The organism is Exiguobacterium sp. PvP048 (assembly GCF_040549175.1).
Lineage (GTDB): Bacteria > Bacillota > Bacilli > Exiguobacteriales > Exiguobacteriaceae > Exiguobacterium_A > Exiguobacterium_A artemiae.
Map to the genome: position 1 here is coordinate 89,775 of NZ_JBEPSU010000007.1, position 16,907 is coordinate 106,681.

Below are 16,907 nucleotides of genomic sequence, written 5' to 3' on the forward strand. Positions count from 1 at the left end.
ATCCCTCCATTCGTCCTAAGTGTAAACGTTACCGAAAAGGAGGACAACGAAAAAAACTCCAACCGATCCGAAGATCGTCTGGAGTTTCGTTAGTTATTATTGAGCATCTTTATCGAATGTAATTCGAGCGATCGCATCATGCTGGTGAATCGTTTCTTCGTTACGGCATTCGACGAAGAACGATGCAATCGGGTCCATTTCGTAAAGGTCGGCAGCGATTAAGCGCACCATATCTTCTACGAAACGCGGGTTTTCATAAGCCATCTCTGTAACACGCTTCTCATCCGGACGTTTCAGGACCGGGTGCAGAGGTGCTGATGCATTGGATTCCGCTGCATCAAGAAGTTCCTGTTTCCAGTTGAAATCATCGGCTTCATCGCGTAATGAAGCTTCCATTGTCACGTAACCGCGTTGGTTATGTGCACTGTATTCGCTGATTTCTTTTGAACATGGGCAGAGTGTCGTGACGTTGATTGTCAGACCGACTGATAAAGTTGCTTCGTTTGTTTCTGTGTTGACGCTGACCGTCTGCCAGACTTCCGCGTTCATCAATCCGCTGAGTCCTGTTGCCGGCGCTTTGCGTGTGAAGAACCATGGGTAACGGATTGTCAGTTGTCCTTCGGATTGTTCCATGCGCTCCGCCAGTTCGCGGGCGAATTGGATGAGTGATTCGTTTGTGACGACCCAACCTTCGTTGTGGTACTGATCCAGTTGTTCCGTCAAACGGCTCATATTGATCCCTTTACGGTCCTGGACAAGTGAAGTCGAAAGTTCAAATGTCGCAATCGTTGCTTGTGTTGTTTCGCCGTCTTGAATGACGACCGGGTGTTTGACGTTTGAGATTCCTACAGCATCGAGTGCGAAGAGGAAGTTCTTCGGTGTGTTCTGCAAGTCGATCATTTTATCTTTTTCAGTCGGCTTCGTTCCTTTAATAGGAGGAACAGAGCCAAACAGCTTGTGGCGCTCTTCTTTGGTTGGCAGTGTAACCGGGTAGGTAGACATTCGTATCGGCCCCTTTGTCCTTTTGTAGTAGTGCAAGTAGTAATAACATGACAGGAATGCTAGAGACGAGCAAGTCTGGTGATTCCGTGAATGTGTTGTCGCGACGTATCGTTGCTATGAATTTTATCACGAACCTTCCTAAAAACAAAACTTACAAGACTCGGAAGAAACAGTTTACGTATTTACAGGTATAACTTGCTTGCAATCGGGTATATTATCATATAGTATGTGTTCATGTGAACGTGTAAATGACGTATCTAATGAAAATTGATTTTCAATGAAAAATCGTAAACAGGAAGGAATGAAGTAGATGGATTGGCAGTTAGTACTTCAATATGCCTGGGTTGTCCTCGTCTTAATCGCGTTAGAAGGACTCCTTTCGGCAGATAACGCACTCGTCTTGGCCGTCATGGTAAAACATTTACCGGGCGAGCAGCAGAAAAAGGCTTTATTTTATGGATTAGCAGGAGCATTCGTTCTTCGATTTGCAGCATTGTTCGCAATCTCATTCCTCGTCGATATCTGGCAGATCCAAGCACTTGGTGCCGCCTACCTGTTAATTATGGGACTCCGGCATATTTATAAGACAATCAAAGCCCGGCGAATCGGTGAGAATCATGGTGCGGAAAATGAACTCGACGCAGAACCGAAATCAGATGAGCCGGTTTCCAGAGCCGAATTTTGGAAAACAGTCGCGAAGATTGAATTCGCTGACCTCGCGTTTGCCGTCGACTCGATTTTGGCAGCCGTCGCACTTGCCGTTGCGCTCCCAAACTGGGGAACAGGTGAAATTGGTGGCTTGAACACCGGTCACTTCGTCGTCATTTTGACAGGTGGACTGATGGGTGTCGTCCTGATGCGTTTTGCAGCCCGCGTCTTCGTTAAGTTACTGGCGGAACGTCCGGGTCTTGAAACAGCAGCATTCGCCATCGTTGCCTGGGTCGGTGTAAAACTTGCGGTTCTCGCACTCGAACACCCGAAATACCATTCATCAATCGAAGGCACGATTTTCGAAGCATTGAAACTTCCAGAAGGATTCGCACACAGCACACCGTGGCAAATCTTCTTCTGGACCGTCATGGTGGGTCTCGCACTTTGGGGCTGGTTCTCTTCTCCAAAGACGAAATCAAATCCCGATGCTGAAAAGAAAGTCGAAAAAAATCTGTAATCTTCATCAGGCTCTCCTTCCGGGGGAGTCTTTTTTTGTCTAATCATCCGGAAGTTTGGGTAAAAAGAACAGTCAGATTCAAGTGTTCAGTCTTTTGCTTTTAGATAAGCGGCCTTATAATAAACTTACTGAACAAAAAGGGGATTCGTTTTTATGGATATTGGATTAATTACACAGTATGCGACGGTTGGACTTGTTTTAATCATCTTACAAGGTCTGCTGTCAGCCGATAACGCCATGGTCATGGCTGTTCTCGTGCGTCCGTTACCGGACGATCAACGTAAAAAAGCACTGTTTTATGGATTGATCGGAGCACTTGTCCTGCGTTTCGTCGCGATTTTCTTTGCGTCGTACTTAGCGACGATTTGGGAGTTGCAGGCGCTCGGCGCAATTTATCTGTTCTATGTGGCGTTCAAGGGGATTGTCGAAGCCCGTTCGAACAAACATCAGATTCCGGAGTCCGCTTCTGCTAAAAAAGCATCACCGAATTTCTGGTGGACAGTCGTCAAAGTCGAATTCTCCGACTTGGCGTTTGCGGTCGATTCAACGCTTGCAGCCGTTGCGATGGCAACGACGTTACCGATGATTGGCGGAACAATTGGCGGTTTGAACACAGGACAATTCTGGGTTGTCTTCTTCAGCGGAATCATCGGACTTGTCATCATGCGTTACTTTGCCAGCTGGTTTGTTGTCTTGTTACAAAAACGACCAGGTATCGAAGAAGCGGCCTTTTGGCTTGTTGCCTGGGTCGGCGTCAAGTTGGTCGTTATGACGCTTGCGCATCCGTCGATTCACGTCTTACCGCATGAATTTCCGGAAAGTACGCTTTGGCAGACGATTTTCTGGGTCGTCCTCGCCTTGATTTTAGTACTCGGTTGGTTCAGAAGCGGTCCGAAAACAGACAAATAATAATTCGAAACGGACAGGGTCATCATTCCTCTGTCCGTTTTTTATGAGGAGAGATGACAATGCAAAACGGTAATTTTATTCGTATGCTGACACGGATGCAAAATGTCCCGCGCTGGGATGAATACGCACCACGTTTTCCAGATAATGCGGCAAGTCACAGCTTCCGCGTCGCGTTATTCAGTTTGATGGCGAGTTATCTTGAAGAAGAGGCGACAGACATCAAATACGATCGGTTGACGTTACTCGGGAAAGCCCTGTTCCACGATATGAATGAGGTCATCACAGGACCGATTAAACACCGGACAAAAAAAGAACCGACCTTGCATGCGCACATCCAGGCGATGGAGCGGCAGGCGAGTGAAAAACTCGTAGCGTTGCTGTCGAAGTCCCTTCAACCGGATTTTACGAATTATCTGGTGTTCGCAGAAGACGACTCGCCGGAAGGACAGCTTGTCGAAGCGATTGATACATTTGATGCGATGTTGTTTGCGAAGAGGGAAGCGGAAGTAACGGGATCCGCATTTTTCCTTGCGAAGACGAATGAGCTCAAAGCGGCACTCGAAATCCATCCGTCGCCTGCCATCCGGACGTTAACCGCATCAGTTTGGGCAAAAGATGATATGTCGCGTTTCATCGATAACGTCTTGATGATGGATACGATCCGCCGCTGGAAAGGGCGCTTCAATACGATTGACGACAATGATGCAACCCATGCGTTTCGTGCGGCGTCACTCGGATTGTTCAACGGCTTGATTGAGTCCAAAAAGTACGGAGTCAACATCAATACGGCAGAAGTCGTATCGCGTCTGTTGTGTCATGACCTGGTTGAAGGGACAACAGGCGATGTCCTCGGTCCCGTCAAGCATGCGACGCCGGTCACGGCAGCGGCTTTTGAAGCCTATGAGCGAACGGAAGGCGAAGCGTTGATTAATCTGTTGCCGTCTTCAATGCGAAAAGAATTTCATCGGTTCGTCGTCGAAGCGAAAGACGAGACGTACGAAGGACAGATGGTTGATGTCGTCGATAAGCTCGATGCGTTGATCAAGATGAATATGGAACGGAAATTGAATGGTGTGGAATATGAGACCGGTTACCGGGCGCAGTTGAAGAAAGTCCAAACGGTCTATGAAAATCCATCCGTCGTCTTTTTCCTGGCGTATGTCTTGCACGATTTGGATTATGTGACATCTTAAATAAAGGAGGAAAATCATGACGAACACTTCACCGATTCAAACGAAACGATTGACTCTAATCCTGATTTTAGGATCACTCGCCGCACTCGGTCCACTGTCGATTGACATGTATTTACCGGCATTTCCCGATATGTCGCGTTCATTTGGCGCCAGTGCTTCCTCGATTCAACTCAGCTTGACGGCCTGTATGCTCGGGATGGCACTCGGGCAGATCAGCGTCGGTCCGCTCAGTGATGTCCGGGGACGGAAACGTCCGTTGCTCCTGGCGTTATCTGCGTATTTACTGGCATCACTTGCCTGTGCCTTTGCGCCAACGATTGAAGTGCTGATTGCACTGCGGTTTGTCCAAGGCGCAGCCGGTGCATCGGGGATCGTCATTTCACGGGCGATTGTCCGCGATTTATTCGAAGGACCCGAACTGACGAAGTTTTTTGCGGCATTATCACTGGTCAACGGAACGGCACCGATTCTGGCACCGATCATCGGCGGACAGATTTTACGGTTCGGCGATTGGCGTATCGTCTTTTATCTGCTGGCCGTCTTAAGTACGTTAATGCTGATTGCCGTTGCATTCCGCTTGCCGGAAACCCTGCCTGTCCATCACCGAGTTGAAGGGAATTTGAAGACGACGTTCCAAACGTTTGGACGGCTGTTATCGGACCGGACCTTCATCGGGTATGCCTTTGCCCAAGCCTTTGCAATGGGCGCGATGTTCGCTTATATTTCCGGTTCACCGTTCGTCTTACAAAACATCTACGGCGCAAGCCCGCAACAATTCAGTTTCCTGTTTGGTCTGAACGGCATCGGAATCATTTTGGCAGCACAAACCGCCGGACGGTTGGCCGGACGCGTCGACAGTGAAAAGATGATGCGGATTGCCTTGACAGTCGTCGCTATGGCCGGAATCTGTCTGTTTCTTGCCCTGACGTTATCCGATTCCTTGATTCTCGTCATGATTCCGCTGTTCTTCGTCGTCTCGAGTGTCGGGATGATTTCGACGCTCGGTTTTACCTTGGCAATGCAGAATTATGGTTCGACAGCAGGAAGTGCGTCCGCGTTGCTCGGTTTGTTACCGATGCTTGTCGGCTCACTTGTCTCACCGCTTGTCGGCGTGATGGGGGAAGAGTCGGCGTTACCGATGGGCTTGATCATCATGACACTTGATTGTCTGGCATTGCTCGTGTATACCTTACTGATTGTCCGAAGAAATCAATAAAAAGATGCATTCAATGAAGCCGATTCCTTTTTGAGGAAATCGGTTTTTTTGTTGAAGACTGTATTGGAAGAAATGCTGTCAGAAAAAATCAGTGGATTTTGAAACTATTTCCAAAAATAAACCGTAAATAAAGAGGAGCTCAGCACAGAAGAGAGGAGCAGGCGGATGAAAAAACGATCTCTTTCGGATACACGGCCGGTATCTGAACCGAAGAATCAGAGGACACTGGAGAGTTTATTGGCGCGGCATTACGCGGCACAAAAAAAGTATGCCCGCAGATGTCAGGAAGCAGACAGTCCACGGGAAAAAGAATTAGCCGAATTGTTATATGAAGAAAATCGTCATGCGTACCTTCAAGCTTACCGGCAACTGTACGGATCGAATCCGTTTATCGAGGTGACCGAAGATGGACGTTAGTACGCTTTATCTGTATGCCCTTGCCGCTGCGGCCTGTGGTGTTTTACTGTCTGTCGTTTTTTCAGACTTGATTCCCGGTATTGATCAAATCTTTCATCCGACGTTAATCCTGTCCTTTGTCATTTTGACATCTGCTTTTGGATTTGGACTCGAGCATCTGACGTCACTTGGTTCGCTCGTTATTTTGCTGATCAGTGCCGGTATCAGTCTCATCTTGACGTCTTTGTTGCATTTATTCATTTTTGTACCGCTTGCGAAAGCGGAGCAATCCATCAGTTTTTCGGAACAGACGCTTGAAGGACGCAGTGCCATCGTCATCCTCCCGATTCCGGAGGACGGCTACGGTGAAATTCTCGTCGATGATGTGTCAGGACGGATTGCCAAATCCGCCGTTCTTTTTGAAGGTCCGGCTCTGGCACAAGGAACAAAAGTCATCATCATTGAAATTAAACAAGGCGTGGCGCATGTCATGACCTATCCTACGCAGTGGAAAGAGGAGATGTTTTCATGAATCCGATTATTATTGTAGCAATCATAGCCGGCGCACTGATTTTAGCGCTGATCGCCTTATTCGTCACAAAGTACCGCACAGTCGGACCGGAAGAAGCGTTGATCGTGTCCGGGAGTTATCTCGGGAACAGTCCGACCGTCAACACTGATGAATCCGGCAACCGGGTCAAAATCATCCGTGGCGGCGGAGCGTTTATCTTACCTGTCTTTCAACAAGCATCCCCGCTCAGTCTGCTGTCGAGCAAGCTCGAAGTGACGACACCGGAAGTCTATACAGAGCAGGGTGTTCCGGTCATGGCAGACGGGACAGCCATCATCAAAATCGGCAGCTCGATTTCGGAAATCGCGACGGCAGCCGAACAATTTCTCGGGAAATCAAAAGAAGACCGCGAAGGCGAAGCACGGGAAGTCCTTGAAGGGCACTTACGGTCAATCCTCGGTTCGATGACAGTTGAAGAGATTTACAAAAACCGTGATAAGTTTTCGCAGGAAGTCCAACGGGTCGCGTCACAGGATTTAGCGAAAATGGGACTGATCATCGTATCGTTTACGATCAAAGACGTCCGCGATAAGAACGGTTATTTGGAATCACTCGGGAAACCCCGCATTGCCCAGGTCCGCCGCGATGCCGATATCGCAACAGCCGATGCAGAAAAAGAAACACGGATTAAACGGGCAGAAGCCTCAAAAGATGCGAAAAAAGCTGAACTCGAACGGGCAACGGAAATTGCGGAAGCGGAAAAAGAAAATCAACTGAAGATGGCCGATTACCGCCGTGAGCAGGATATCGCGAAAGCAAAAGCCGACCAAGCGTATGATCTTGAGAATGCCCGCGCTCAGCAGGAAGTCACGGAACAACAAATGCAAATCAAAATCATCGAACGTCAGAAACAAATTGAACTCGAAGAACGCGAAATTCTCCGCCGTGAGAAACAATACGATGCGGAAGTGAAAAAACGAGCTGACGCGGACCGTTACTCCATCGAGCAGGCGGCCCAGGCCGACCGGGCGAAACAATATGCGGAAGCCGATGCGACGAAATACCGGATTGAAGCCTCTGCGAAAGCCGACGCCGAACGGATTCGTCTCGATGGTCTGGCGAAAGCGGAAGCCGAACGGGCGCAAGGGGAGACGGAAGCGGATATCATCCGTCTGAAAGGTCTCGCGGAAGCGGAAGCGAAAGAAAAGATCGCGCAAGCATTCGAACAGTTCGGACAAGCGGCGATTCTCGACATGGTCGTCCGGATGATGCCGGAATATGCGAAACAGGTCGCAGCACCACTCGGCAACATCGACAAGATTACAGTCGTTGATACAGGGAGCGGCGAGGGCGGCGGAGCAAACCGGGTGACCGGATATGCCACCGATTTGATGGCTTCGTTGCAGGAAACACTTAAAGCATCATCCGGCATCGACGTGAAAGACTTGATTGAAAACTTCTCGGGTAAAGGAACGGCGAAACCGTTGACGGTCAACTTAAATCAAGGGGAACCGGTGACGTCGGGAACGAAGTCTGAATGAAACCGAACGTTGTCTTGACAGCGTTGCTTTTACTGGTCGCGGTGAATCTTGTTTTCCCGCTTTCGACACTCGTCCTTGTAGCGCTCGGTGTGGCGTTCGGGCTGTATAAAGGCTATACATCAGAGGGCGGGTTTAACTCAATCTTTAATGTAAAACGTGTCTCGTACTCGCTCCGCCATCCGCTGACGCGCGCGGAAGCGGCGGCGGCCGGTCTGTTCGGTCTGTTGACGACAGATATCCCTTACTGGTGGAATGAAATCCGGTCGGGGTTATCGCTTCAAGGCGTTGGTTATTTATTATTTGAATGGGTGACATTGCTCTTGTTTGTGTATGTCATGTTCCGCTTTTTGTTGCTCGGACTTTTTGAGCCGGGAAAAGAACGGACTCCAACAGGACTAACCGAATAAAACGATTGTACCAGGTAACAAAAAATCCGAATGCTCCCATCCCTCTGTCAATAAGAAGAGGTGGGGACATTCGGATTTTTTAATGATGAATCAGGCCGGTAAATCATAACCGATGACGATTAATCCGGGACCGGTGTGAGAACCGATCGCGGCTCCAGCGACTGTGATCAGGATTTCACTCGGTGAGAATTGGGATTCAATCAACTGTTTCAGTTGTTCCGCCCGTTCGATTGAATCGCCATGACCGATGATGATCCGGTGTCCATCAATGGATGGACGTGCTTCTTCCATCCATTCGACAATCCGGTTCATGACTTTTTTCTGACCGCGGATCTTTTCTTTTGGAATCAGTTTCCCGTCTTCGACCGTCAAAAGTGGAAGAATCGACAGTAAACCACCGATGAAAGCACTGGCCCGCGAAACACGGCCGCCCCGCATCAGGTATTCGAGCGATTCGACAGTAAACAAATGACGGACGGTATTGATTTTTTGTTCGGCATACGCTTTTGTTTCCTCAAACGAATGGGTTTTCGCAAATTCAGCGACATCTAACACGAACAGTCCTTGACCGGTCGAGGCTGTTTTCGTGTTGATGATGGCATAGGGGACATCCGGATACGTTTCAGCAAGTTCTGCTGCAAGCATCGTTGCGGTTTGATACGTACCGGATAGTTCGCTTGAGAAAGCCAGATAGATGAACGATTCACCTTGTTTAAAGTGTTCTGTAAAGACTTCGACCATCCGTGACACTTCTACTTGAAACGTCTTTGGTGCCGCCCCGTTCCGCATTTTTTCATATAATTCGACCGGTGAAATCGATTCGCCGTCGAAAAATGTCTCTTCGTCAATCAACACGCCGAACGGCATGACGGTGAAGCCGTAAGCGTCTAGTAATTCTTTAGGTGCATCAGCACCGCTGTCAGTAATAAAACGTACCATGTTCGTTCTCTCCTTTATCAACCTAGGACTTTTTCATTTCGATCCAACATCCGACCCAGGTTTACACCGAAGCGTTCGTTCTCGACCTCGCTCAAGACGGACGGTGTGAGTGTCGCGCCAAGTTCCATCAAGGAGCGGTAAACACGTACCAAGCAGTCTTCGACCGTGAAGGGGAGTTGCAACAGCTCTTCCAAAGAGGCCATTGTTTCGGGAACGACTGTCGGATACACGAACTTGGTCGCTTCTCCTTGTAGGGCGGCAGCGTAAAAATCACGGACAAGTTGCGCCCGGGCACTGCCACTGCCGTTCACGCAGAGGTAAATTTGAACCGCGACGCCTCCGCGGACACGCCGCTGTGAAATACCGGCGAACTTTTTGCCGGCAATCGATAAATCATAGGATCCGGGGCAATATGATCCGACGACCTCACCGGCGACGATGGCATCGGTTTCTTCGGCGAACATCTGCCGGACAAGGGCGAGCATTGCTTCATAGCCGCTGTCGATATCGATTCCACCGCGTTCCGGGAGGACAAGCGAGATGTTCAGGACACCGGCATCGAGCACGACGGCCAGCCCGCCGGAATTGCGTATGACCGGTTGAAAACCATGGGCGTGTAAGACGTCGATTCCATCATCGAGATGAGGGAGACGCGCATCTTGAATCCCAAGGACAACCGTTTCATGGTGGACCCAGGAGCGGATGGCGGCACCCTCTGTAGCGACGGAGGCGCATAAAGTATCGTCCATTGCAAACGATTGTGTCGCATGAAAGGTGTTTCCGAGTGACGTTTGATCAAAAATACGATAATGTTCTTGTTTTAAGAGTTCGATTCCCATAGGCTCGTTCCTTTTTTTCTAGATTTGCGACATTATTATAGCATACGGCAGTGCAAACTTTTTAATAAGAAGCCAGTGAAGCAACAGGAACGGACCGTTTCAAACCGAACTATGAACTATAACGACAGAGAACGAGCCATTAAAGGAGAGAGTGTATGTATCAGTCACTGGGACAACTAAAGGAAACGAAAGTATTCAAAGATCCCGTTCATCGCTACATCTATGTCAGCGATCAATTGATCTGGCAATTGATTGGAACGAAGGAATTTCAGCGTTTGCGCCGGATCAAACAACTGGGAACGTCATTTTTGACATTTCATGGAGCGGAGCATACACGGTTCCATCATTCGCTTGGTGTATATGAGATTACCCGGCAACTGATTGACGTCTTTAACGGCCGGGCGGACTGGGACGACCAGTACCGGGAGCTGACATTGGTCGCGGCCCTGTTACACGACGTCGGGCACGGACCGTTCTCCCATGCTTTCGAAAACGTCTTTGGTGTCGATCATGAAGAATGGACGGAACGGATCATTCTCGGGGATACGGAAATCAAACAGGTCCTCGATCAAGTCGGGGAAGGGTTTGCGGAAGAAGTCGCCTCGATCATCAATAAAACGCATCCGAATCAATTGCTCGTGACGATGATTAGTTCCCAACTTGATGTCGACCGGATGGATTACTTATTGCGGGATGCCCATTTTGCCGGTGTCAGCTACGGAAAGTTTGACCTCGAACGGATGCTGCGTGTCCTGCGTCCGGCACCGAATCAGATGGTCGTCAAGCAATCCGGGATGCATTCAATCGAAGACTACATCATGCGTCGTTATCAGATGTACTGGCAGGTCTATCTCCATCCGGTCACACGGTCGAGCGACTATTTATTAAAAGCGATTCTTGAACGGGCAAAAGAACTGTATACGAGCGGGTACGCGTTTACGATTGATCCGGTTCATTTAAGTCCGCTCTTTACGAAGCGGATGTCTTTAAAAAATTATCTGGCTCTCGACGAAACCATCGTCTATTTCTACTTCCAACAGTGGGCGGAAGAAGAGGATGCGGTGTTAAGTGATCTGGCACGACGGTTCGTTGACCGGAAATTATTCAAATACGTCGATTATCCGGCAGAAAAACGTGCCCGTGTCCACGAGAAACTCTGTACGTTATTTGAAAAAATCGGGCTCGATCCCACTTATTATCTGCTCGAAGACAAGCTCAGCCGTCTGCCGTACGACTTATACGGTGATAACGGGGAAATCAGTAAACAACCGATCATGCTGCAAATGAAAAATGGTCAGATGAAAGAGATTTCGCAAGTTTCACCGCTTGTTCAAGCGATTGCCAATTCACGGCAAACGGATGAAAAGTTGTTTTATCCGCAAGAAATTCTGCATGATTTACGGGAATTTGCGAATGAGAAGATGCAAATCGATCAATTGTTACTCGGAGAAGACGTATGAATGAGATCATCGCAACGATTTTGCGGCGAGTCGGCTTGGAAGGGGAACCGGTTATTCCCTTAAAGGGAGCGACTTCCTCGTACGTATTCCGAGCGGGCGATAGCGTTTTTCGAATTCATACCAATGCTACCTGGCTTAAACAGGAACCGGACCTCGTCGCGCACGAGGTCTTTGCGTTACAGGCGAACGGAAGTCTCGGTCCGGATGTCGAACATTATCAAATGACGTGGGAAGGGGAGATACCGCCCTGGATTCAAATGACGCGTGTACCGGGAGAGGTCCGGCTTGAGCCCTTAAATCGAACCTATCTCAAACAACTGGCAAAAACGTTAGCTGCGATTCACCGATTGCCGGTCCCGGAAGACCGGTATCGGTATGCACCGTACGCGACGAAACGAACGGTTCCTTCGTGGGGAGTCCGAAAAGACGTCTGGCGACGGGCCGCGGCAGAACCACCGTCCGCGAGTCAGCAAATCCGGTTCATTCACCGTGATTTCCATCCGGTCAATGTGTTATACGAATCAGCTGAAAAGTATAACGTAGTCGACTGGATTAACGCCTGTATCGGACCCATTGAAGTCGACGTCGCCCATTGCCGATTGAATCTGGCATTGCTTGAATCGATCGAAGCAGCCGATCAATTTTTAGCAGAATATATTGCCTGCAGTGGATTTTCGTACGATCGAAAATGGGATTTAACCGCTGTTTTTGATTTTGAACCGGACACCGTCGATGTTTATGCCGGTTGGAAAGCATATGGGAAGACGAACATCAGTCAGGGCAATGTTCGGGAACGGATGGAAAACATTGTATTGAAAGTTTATGAAAATGACGAAAGCGGTTACTAAATGAACTTTACCCCTTGCAGTTCTTCCGAATGTTGATTATTCTAGTACTTGGGAAAGAGATTGAACGTCAGACCTCGTACTTATGTACAACTGATAAAATAAACTATGGATTGAGGGATAGTTCGTGAAATATTTAATCGCACTACTAGGACTTGTCATCGTGTTCGGTTTGGCATACCTTGTCAGCAGCAACCGTAAAGGCATCAAATTGAAACCGCTTGCGGTCATGCTAGTACTTCAGCTTGTACTTGGATACATCCTCTTGAATACGTCGTTCGGATATATCGTCATTAAAGGTGTCGCTCAAGTCTTTGAAAAATTGCTTAGTTATGCCGCAATCGGAATCAACTTCGTCTTCGGCGGATTAGCGAACGAAGGTGCACAGCCATTCTTCATCAACGTCCTGTTACCAATCGTTTTCATCTCGGCTCTGATCGGGATTTTACAGTTCACGAAAATCTTACCGCTCTTGATGCGCGGAATCGGATTTGTTCTTTCGAAAATCAACGGAATGGGACAACTCGAGTCATATAATGCCGTAGCATCAGCAGCCATCGGTCAATCGGAAGTCTTCATCACTGTTAAAAAACAAATCGGTAAATTACCGCCGCAACGTCTATACACATTGTGTGCGTCGGCGATGTCGACGGTATCGATGTCAATCGTTGGAGCATACATGACGATGGTCGAACCGAAATATGTCGTTACAGCAATCGTCTTGAACCTGTTTGGTGGATTCATGATCGTTTCAATCATCAACCCGTATACAGTCGATCCAAAGGAAGACATTTTGGAAATCGTCGAAGAAAAACAAACGTTCTTCGAAATGCTCGGCGAATACATCATGGATGGATTCAAAGTCGCCATCATCGTCGGAGCGATGTTGATCGGGTACAATGCCTTGATCGGAATGGTCAACGATATCTTCCTGATGGTGCTCGGCATCTCATTCCAGGATATTCTCGGTTATATCTTCGCACCGTTTGCTTTCATCATGGGGATTCCATGGGCAGAAGCGGTCAGTGCAGGTAGTGTCATGGCAACGAAATTGATTACAAACGAATTCGTCGCGATGCTCAGCCTGCCTGAATATGCAAAAGAATTCTCAGCACGGACACTTGGAATCGTTTCGGTCTTCCTGATTTCATTCGCGAACTTCTCGTCGATCGGGATCATCGCGGGTGCTGTCAAAGGACTCGACGATCGTCAAGGAAGTGTTGCAGCGAGCTTCGGCTTGAAACTGCTTTACGGCGCAACACTTGTCAGCGTCTTGACGGCAATCGTCGTCAGTATCTTACTTTAATCGCATGCAAATGACAGACTTGTCATGGCGTAAAACAAAGAAGGACCCGATTTCGAATCGGGTCCTTCTTTGTTTAAGCTGTTTTTAACCACGGGAAGCAATACCGACCCGTTCACGATGGAACAGTCCTTCGGCGTACACTTCGTAAGCAAAGCGGGCGACATTCATTCTTGGAATCGGTCCGGTTTCATGCGTGAATCGATTGGATTCAATCAAGACGTCCTCGATTGCATCTTCTTCAACGAGTTGTGTCGGGCAAATGATCGTATAGTCGACATCCGCATCCTTTAACGTCAAGTAGGCTTTCAGATGGTCTTCTGCCGCAATCGTCGAGCGGCGACGGGATTCACTCGCCTGGAACCGGTATTTTCCCGGTTCTTCCGAAGCATCGAGGATGCCGGCTGTTCCGACGAACACGATTCGTTCGATTTGTTGTTCCTTCATCTTGATGATGAGGTGGGGAACCGCAACGGACAGAATTTGTTTTTGATCCGTTCCTAAACAACTGAAGACGGCAGTCGTTCCTTCGATAACCTGTCCGAGATCGTCTGCATCCGTTGCATCCCCTTGAAGGATTGTCAATTGGGGATGGTCCGGCAGTCCATGCTGTTCCGATCGAACGAGGGCCCGGACGTCATGACCTTTCTCTAGTAATAAATCCAGTAAAGGGCGTCCTGTACGTCCTGTTGCGCCAAGTATGCTTACTGTTGCCATGATGCTTCATCCTTTCTGTGATACGTATATGGAACAGGAGGAACGATGGGTTAGATCGTTCCTCCTGAAAAGTGTTCATTTATCAGCGAACATGACGCCGGCTTGACCGTAATCGGTTTTCTCCATCTCTTCAATAAAAACCGTGATATTTTCTTTTGGCGCATCAACGGATTCAGAAACGGCCGCTGTGACTTTTTCAATCAATGCACGTTTTTGTTCCACTGTGCGTCCCGATAACATTTTGACTGTAACGTAAGGCATGTGAAATTCCTCCTCTTAGCATAAGTACAATACGCCATCAGTATACCGTACGTCACCCGGGTTCCGTCAAACCGCACATGGAAATTGGAAAAGATGGGTATAGAACAGGAGTAGTCTGTCGGAAGCAAGAAGTAGGTACTTAAGAAATGATGAGGATGAGGTGAGAGCATGGAAATGGAACCGGTGATTCGTAAAAAAATCCATACGCTACTGATTTTTGACCGCGCTTTACCAGAAGACAACACATACCCGTTATCAGGCGCAAAAGGTCTCGAAGTCGCAGATGTTTTGTTTGATCAAAATATTCCGTTTGGACGGCTCGTAACGGATAAGGAATTGGCAGCGCTTGTCGGAAATGAAGAAGCAAAACGCTACGGGATGTTGACGTTGCTTCGGGATGAGGACCGCTTCAAACCGATTTTTCAAAATCGTAAACCGACAACTGACATCGAAGACGAGTTGGCAGAGCGGATTCGGGAACTGGCCAAGCAATTACGGGCGATTCGTTCGAAATGTTCATCACTGGAGCGGATTGTTCTGTTCGGTCGTGCCTCGCAAACATTGTATGACCGGGCATTGGTGCAACTGGAAGAGCTGAATCCACCCGCTCACGAAGAGCTCACGTCCCTCGAATGTCTGCGGTTACCAACGATCCGTCGTGTCACCCGGGAGCAGCTCGAGATACTCAAACGGTAAACGAAGGCTTGCACCGACTGTTGGATGCGGTATGATAGAAGCAACAGTAGTAAAAGGGGACAAGTAAACGATGGAAAAGAAAATTAACTTCAATATCATTTCAGATAACTCAACGGACGGGCATGGTGGATTTGGTGTCGGAACACTTAGTCTGAACAGCATGTCACCGGTCATCATCTCACCGGAAGACGGTGAAGCCTATATCGATATGGGTGCGATGCATGCGAAAGCAGCCATCGAGAAACGGATTAAATTCACGACGGACAAGGCGGATTCACCAAACGGAAAGCTGTACTGGATCGTTTGGGTGACGGTCGGCCGGAAACCGGAAGGATTTTATTACGGCGGCGTCGCAGCGTGTGACCTGTTAGTCGATGTCGAAGCACGTCGCGGCTTTAAGATCTTGGCGGATCATGTCAATAAGATGGATAAATCTTTAAAAGGACGGATTGTCGTCGATCATATGGACGAAACGTCGAAACACTTATTGCGTGACTTCCTGCAGACACATAAACCGGAGATGTGGGAAAATGCCGAGCCGGAATTACATGAAGCACTCGCTTAAAAATAAAAGTGCCGACTCTGTAAAAGAGTCGGCACTTTTTTTATGAATCATGTACGTAACGTCACGACGATCAACTCGGGATGATTAAAGATCCGGAACGGAAATAAACTGTTACCGAGACCGCGGCTGATGATCAGCCGTGTGTTCTCCATCGTATGTTGTCCGGCGGTCAGGTCAGGGAAAAACCCTTGACCGGGGGCATACATCCCGTCCGTGAACGGCAGGCGGATCTGTCCGCCGTGGGCATGACCGGATAATACGAGGTCCACCTTGCGTTCCGCATATAACGGCAAATATTCCGGACGGTGCGCCATCAACAGCTGGAAGGAACGGGTCTCGGCAGTCGACTGGGCTTGATCGAGACTTTGACGGATGCCGTCCGGCTCCTGCAGTCCTTCACTCCAACGGGTCGTCGTCGGATCGTCAATTCCAAGCAACTCAATGAACTGACCGTCTCGTTCAAGCGGAACGGACGTATTGCGAAGAACGGTGACACCAAGTCGTTCAAGCTTCGGTAAAATCGTCAAATTCAGACGGACTTCATGATTGCCTGTCACGAAATAAACCGGATAGTCCGGTGTCAGTTGTTTCATCAGCAGGAGGGCTTCTTCTTCTCCGTTTCGTCTGGAATCAATCAAGTCACCCGTCATTAAGATGACATCCGGCTGCAGTTTATTCACTTTTTTCAAAAGAACCTTTTGACGGGAACCAAAGGATTTACCATGCAAATCGGCAATCTGTAAAATCTTATAGTCATTAAACGCGGCAGGTAATTTATCCGATTGAACCGTTACTGCCGTCGTGTCGATTTGATTATTTTCCCGGTACAAAAACCAGCTGCTGAGAGCGAGAATGCCGATGGGAATAAACCATTTTTTCTTGACGCGCAAGTCCTCACCCCTTTTCTTATATTCAGCATACCAAAAAGACCCTGACTTC

General features: G+C 48.5%; 19 protein-coding genes. 13 read left to right on the forward strand and 6 right to left on the reverse strand.

Translation table 11 applies throughout. The annotated features are described in order from the left end of the window. Positions 1–96 precede the first annotated feature (96 nt). Positions 97–1,002, reverse strand: a complete 906-nt coding sequence (gene folE2, locus ABIC15_RS12495; RefSeq protein ID WP_012369140.1) for a GTP cyclohydrolase FolE2 — start codon at positions 1,000–1,002, stop codon at positions 97–99. Between the two features lie 310 nt (positions 1,003–1,312). Here folE2 and ABIC15_RS12500 point away from each other — a divergent pair, with 310 nt between their 5' ends. The 8 genes from ABIC15_RS12500 to ABIC15_RS12535 all read left to right on the forward strand — a co-directional run bounded on the left by ABIC15_RS12500 (position 1,313) and on the right by ABIC15_RS12535 (position 8,343). Then, positions 1,313–2,170: a TerC family protein gene (locus ABIC15_RS12500; protein WP_354020857.1), complete on the forward strand. Its 858-nt coding sequence runs from the start codon at positions 1,313–1,315 to the stop codon at positions 2,168–2,170. Between the two features lie 153 nt (positions 2,171–2,323). Beyond that, the gene (locus ABIC15_RS12505) at positions 2,324–3,079 is read left to right on the forward strand and encodes a TerC family protein (RefSeq protein WP_012369142.1); all 756 of its coding nucleotides are present in this window, start codon (positions 2,324–2,326) and stop codon (positions 3,077–3,079) included. Between the two features lie 59 nt (positions 3,080–3,138). Continuing rightward, positions 3,139–4,272, forward strand: coding sequence for a YfbR-like 5'-deoxynucleotidase (locus ABIC15_RS12510; protein WP_012369143.1), 1,134 nt, complete (start codon positions 3,139–3,141; stop codon positions 4,270–4,272). Between the two features lie 16 nt (positions 4,273–4,288). Then, a complete protein-coding gene (locus ABIC15_RS12515; protein WP_354020859.1) occupies positions 4,289–5,488 on the forward strand; it encodes a Bcr/CflA family multidrug efflux MFS transporter in 1,200 nt (399 codons plus the stop codon). 165 nt (positions 5,489–5,653) lie between these two features. Then, entirely contained in the window at positions 5,654–5,905 is a 252-nt protein-coding gene (locus ABIC15_RS12520) for a hypothetical protein (RefSeq protein ID WP_131503263.1), read from the forward strand. After that, entirely contained in the window at positions 5,895–6,416 is a 522-nt protein-coding gene (locus ABIC15_RS12525) for an NfeD family protein (RefSeq protein ID WP_131503264.1), read from the forward strand. Before ABIC15_RS12520 ends, ABIC15_RS12525 begins: the two co-directional genes overlap by 11 nt. Further along, on the forward strand, positions 6,413–7,936 hold the full coding sequence (locus tag ABIC15_RS12530; RefSeq protein ID WP_131973404.1) for a flotillin lipid rafts scaffold protein FloT: 1,524 nt from the start codon (positions 6,413–6,415) through the stop codon (positions 7,934–7,936). The genes ABIC15_RS12525 and ABIC15_RS12530 overlap by 4 nt, the downstream gene beginning before the upstream one ends. Continuing rightward, positions 7,933–8,343: a hypothetical protein gene (locus tag ABIC15_RS12535; protein ID WP_131973403.1), complete on the forward strand. Its 411-nt coding sequence runs from the start codon at positions 7,933–7,935 to the stop codon at positions 8,341–8,343. The genes ABIC15_RS12530 and ABIC15_RS12535 overlap by 4 nt, the downstream gene beginning before the upstream one ends. Before the next feature lie 90 nt (positions 8,344–8,433). Here the strand turns inward: ABIC15_RS12535 and ABIC15_RS12540 are convergent, their stop codons facing one another. Together ABIC15_RS12540 and lipL are read right to left on the reverse strand one after the other, a co-directional pair. Then, positions 8,434–9,282, reverse strand: a complete 849-nt coding sequence (locus ABIC15_RS12540; RefSeq protein WP_214855769.1) for a DegV family protein — start codon at positions 9,280–9,282, stop codon at positions 8,434–8,436. A 17-nt stretch (positions 9,283–9,299) separates the two neighbouring features. After that, positions 9,300–10,121 carry an octanoyl-[GcvH]:protein N-octanoyltransferase gene (gene lipL / locus ABIC15_RS12545; protein WP_131503267.1) on the reverse strand — a complete coding sequence of 274 codons (822 nt, stop codon included), beginning with the start codon at positions 10,119–10,121 and terminating at the stop codon, positions 9,300–9,302. 155 nt (positions 10,122–10,276) lie between these two features. Between lipL and ABIC15_RS12550 the strand changes: the two genes are divergently transcribed. The 3 genes from ABIC15_RS12550 to ABIC15_RS12560 all read left to right on the forward strand — a co-directional run bounded on the left by ABIC15_RS12550 (position 10,277) and on the right by ABIC15_RS12560 (position 13,732). After that, a complete protein-coding gene (locus ABIC15_RS12550) occupies positions 10,277–11,581 on the forward strand; it encodes an HD domain-containing protein (protein WP_290829185.1) in 1,305 nt (434 codons plus the stop codon). Further along, complete coding sequence (locus ABIC15_RS12555) at positions 11,578–12,429, forward strand: phosphotransferase family protein (protein ID WP_354020860.1); 852 nt, start codon at positions 11,578–11,580, stop codon at positions 12,427–12,429. Before ABIC15_RS12550 ends, ABIC15_RS12555 begins: the two co-directional genes overlap by 4 nt. A gap of 124 nt (positions 12,430–12,553) precedes the next feature. Beyond that, on the forward strand, positions 12,554–13,732 hold the full coding sequence (locus ABIC15_RS12560; RefSeq protein WP_318091227.1) for a NupC/NupG family nucleoside CNT transporter: 1,179 nt from the start codon (positions 12,554–12,556) through the stop codon (positions 13,730–13,732). A gap of 84 nt (positions 13,733–13,816) precedes the next feature. On the opposite strand, the gene ABIC15_RS12565 is transcribed toward ABIC15_RS12560, so the two are convergent. Further along, positions 13,817–14,446, reverse strand: coding sequence for an NAD(P)-dependent oxidoreductase (locus tag ABIC15_RS12565; RefSeq protein WP_354020861.1), 630 nt, complete (start codon positions 14,444–14,446; stop codon positions 13,817–13,819). Positions 14,447–14,521: 75 nt separating this feature from the next. Next, on the reverse strand, positions 14,522–14,707 hold the full coding sequence (locus ABIC15_RS12570) for a 2-hydroxymuconate tautomerase (protein ID WP_114597147.1): 186 nt from the start codon (positions 14,705–14,707) through the stop codon (positions 14,522–14,524). 168 nt (positions 14,708–14,875) lie between these two features. On the opposite strand from ABIC15_RS12570, the gene ABIC15_RS12575 reads away from it, so the two are divergent. Further along, complete coding sequence (locus tag ABIC15_RS12575; RefSeq protein ID WP_012369155.1) at positions 14,876–15,403, forward strand: hypothetical protein; 528 nt, start codon at positions 14,876–14,878, stop codon at positions 15,401–15,403. Positions 15,404–15,473: 70 nt separating this feature from the next. Further along, positions 15,474–15,968: a YwhD family protein gene (locus ABIC15_RS12580; protein WP_012369156.1), complete on the forward strand. Its 495-nt coding sequence runs from the start codon at positions 15,474–15,476 to the stop codon at positions 15,966–15,968. A 47-nt stretch (positions 15,969–16,015) separates the two neighbouring features. On the opposite strand, the gene ABIC15_RS12585 is transcribed toward ABIC15_RS12580, so the two are convergent. Further along, the gene (locus tag ABIC15_RS12585; protein ID WP_354020862.1) at positions 16,016–16,858 is read right to left on the reverse strand and encodes a metallophosphoesterase; all 843 of its coding nucleotides are present in this window, start codon (positions 16,856–16,858) and stop codon (positions 16,016–16,018) included. Positions 16,859–16,907: the final 49 nt, after the last annotated feature.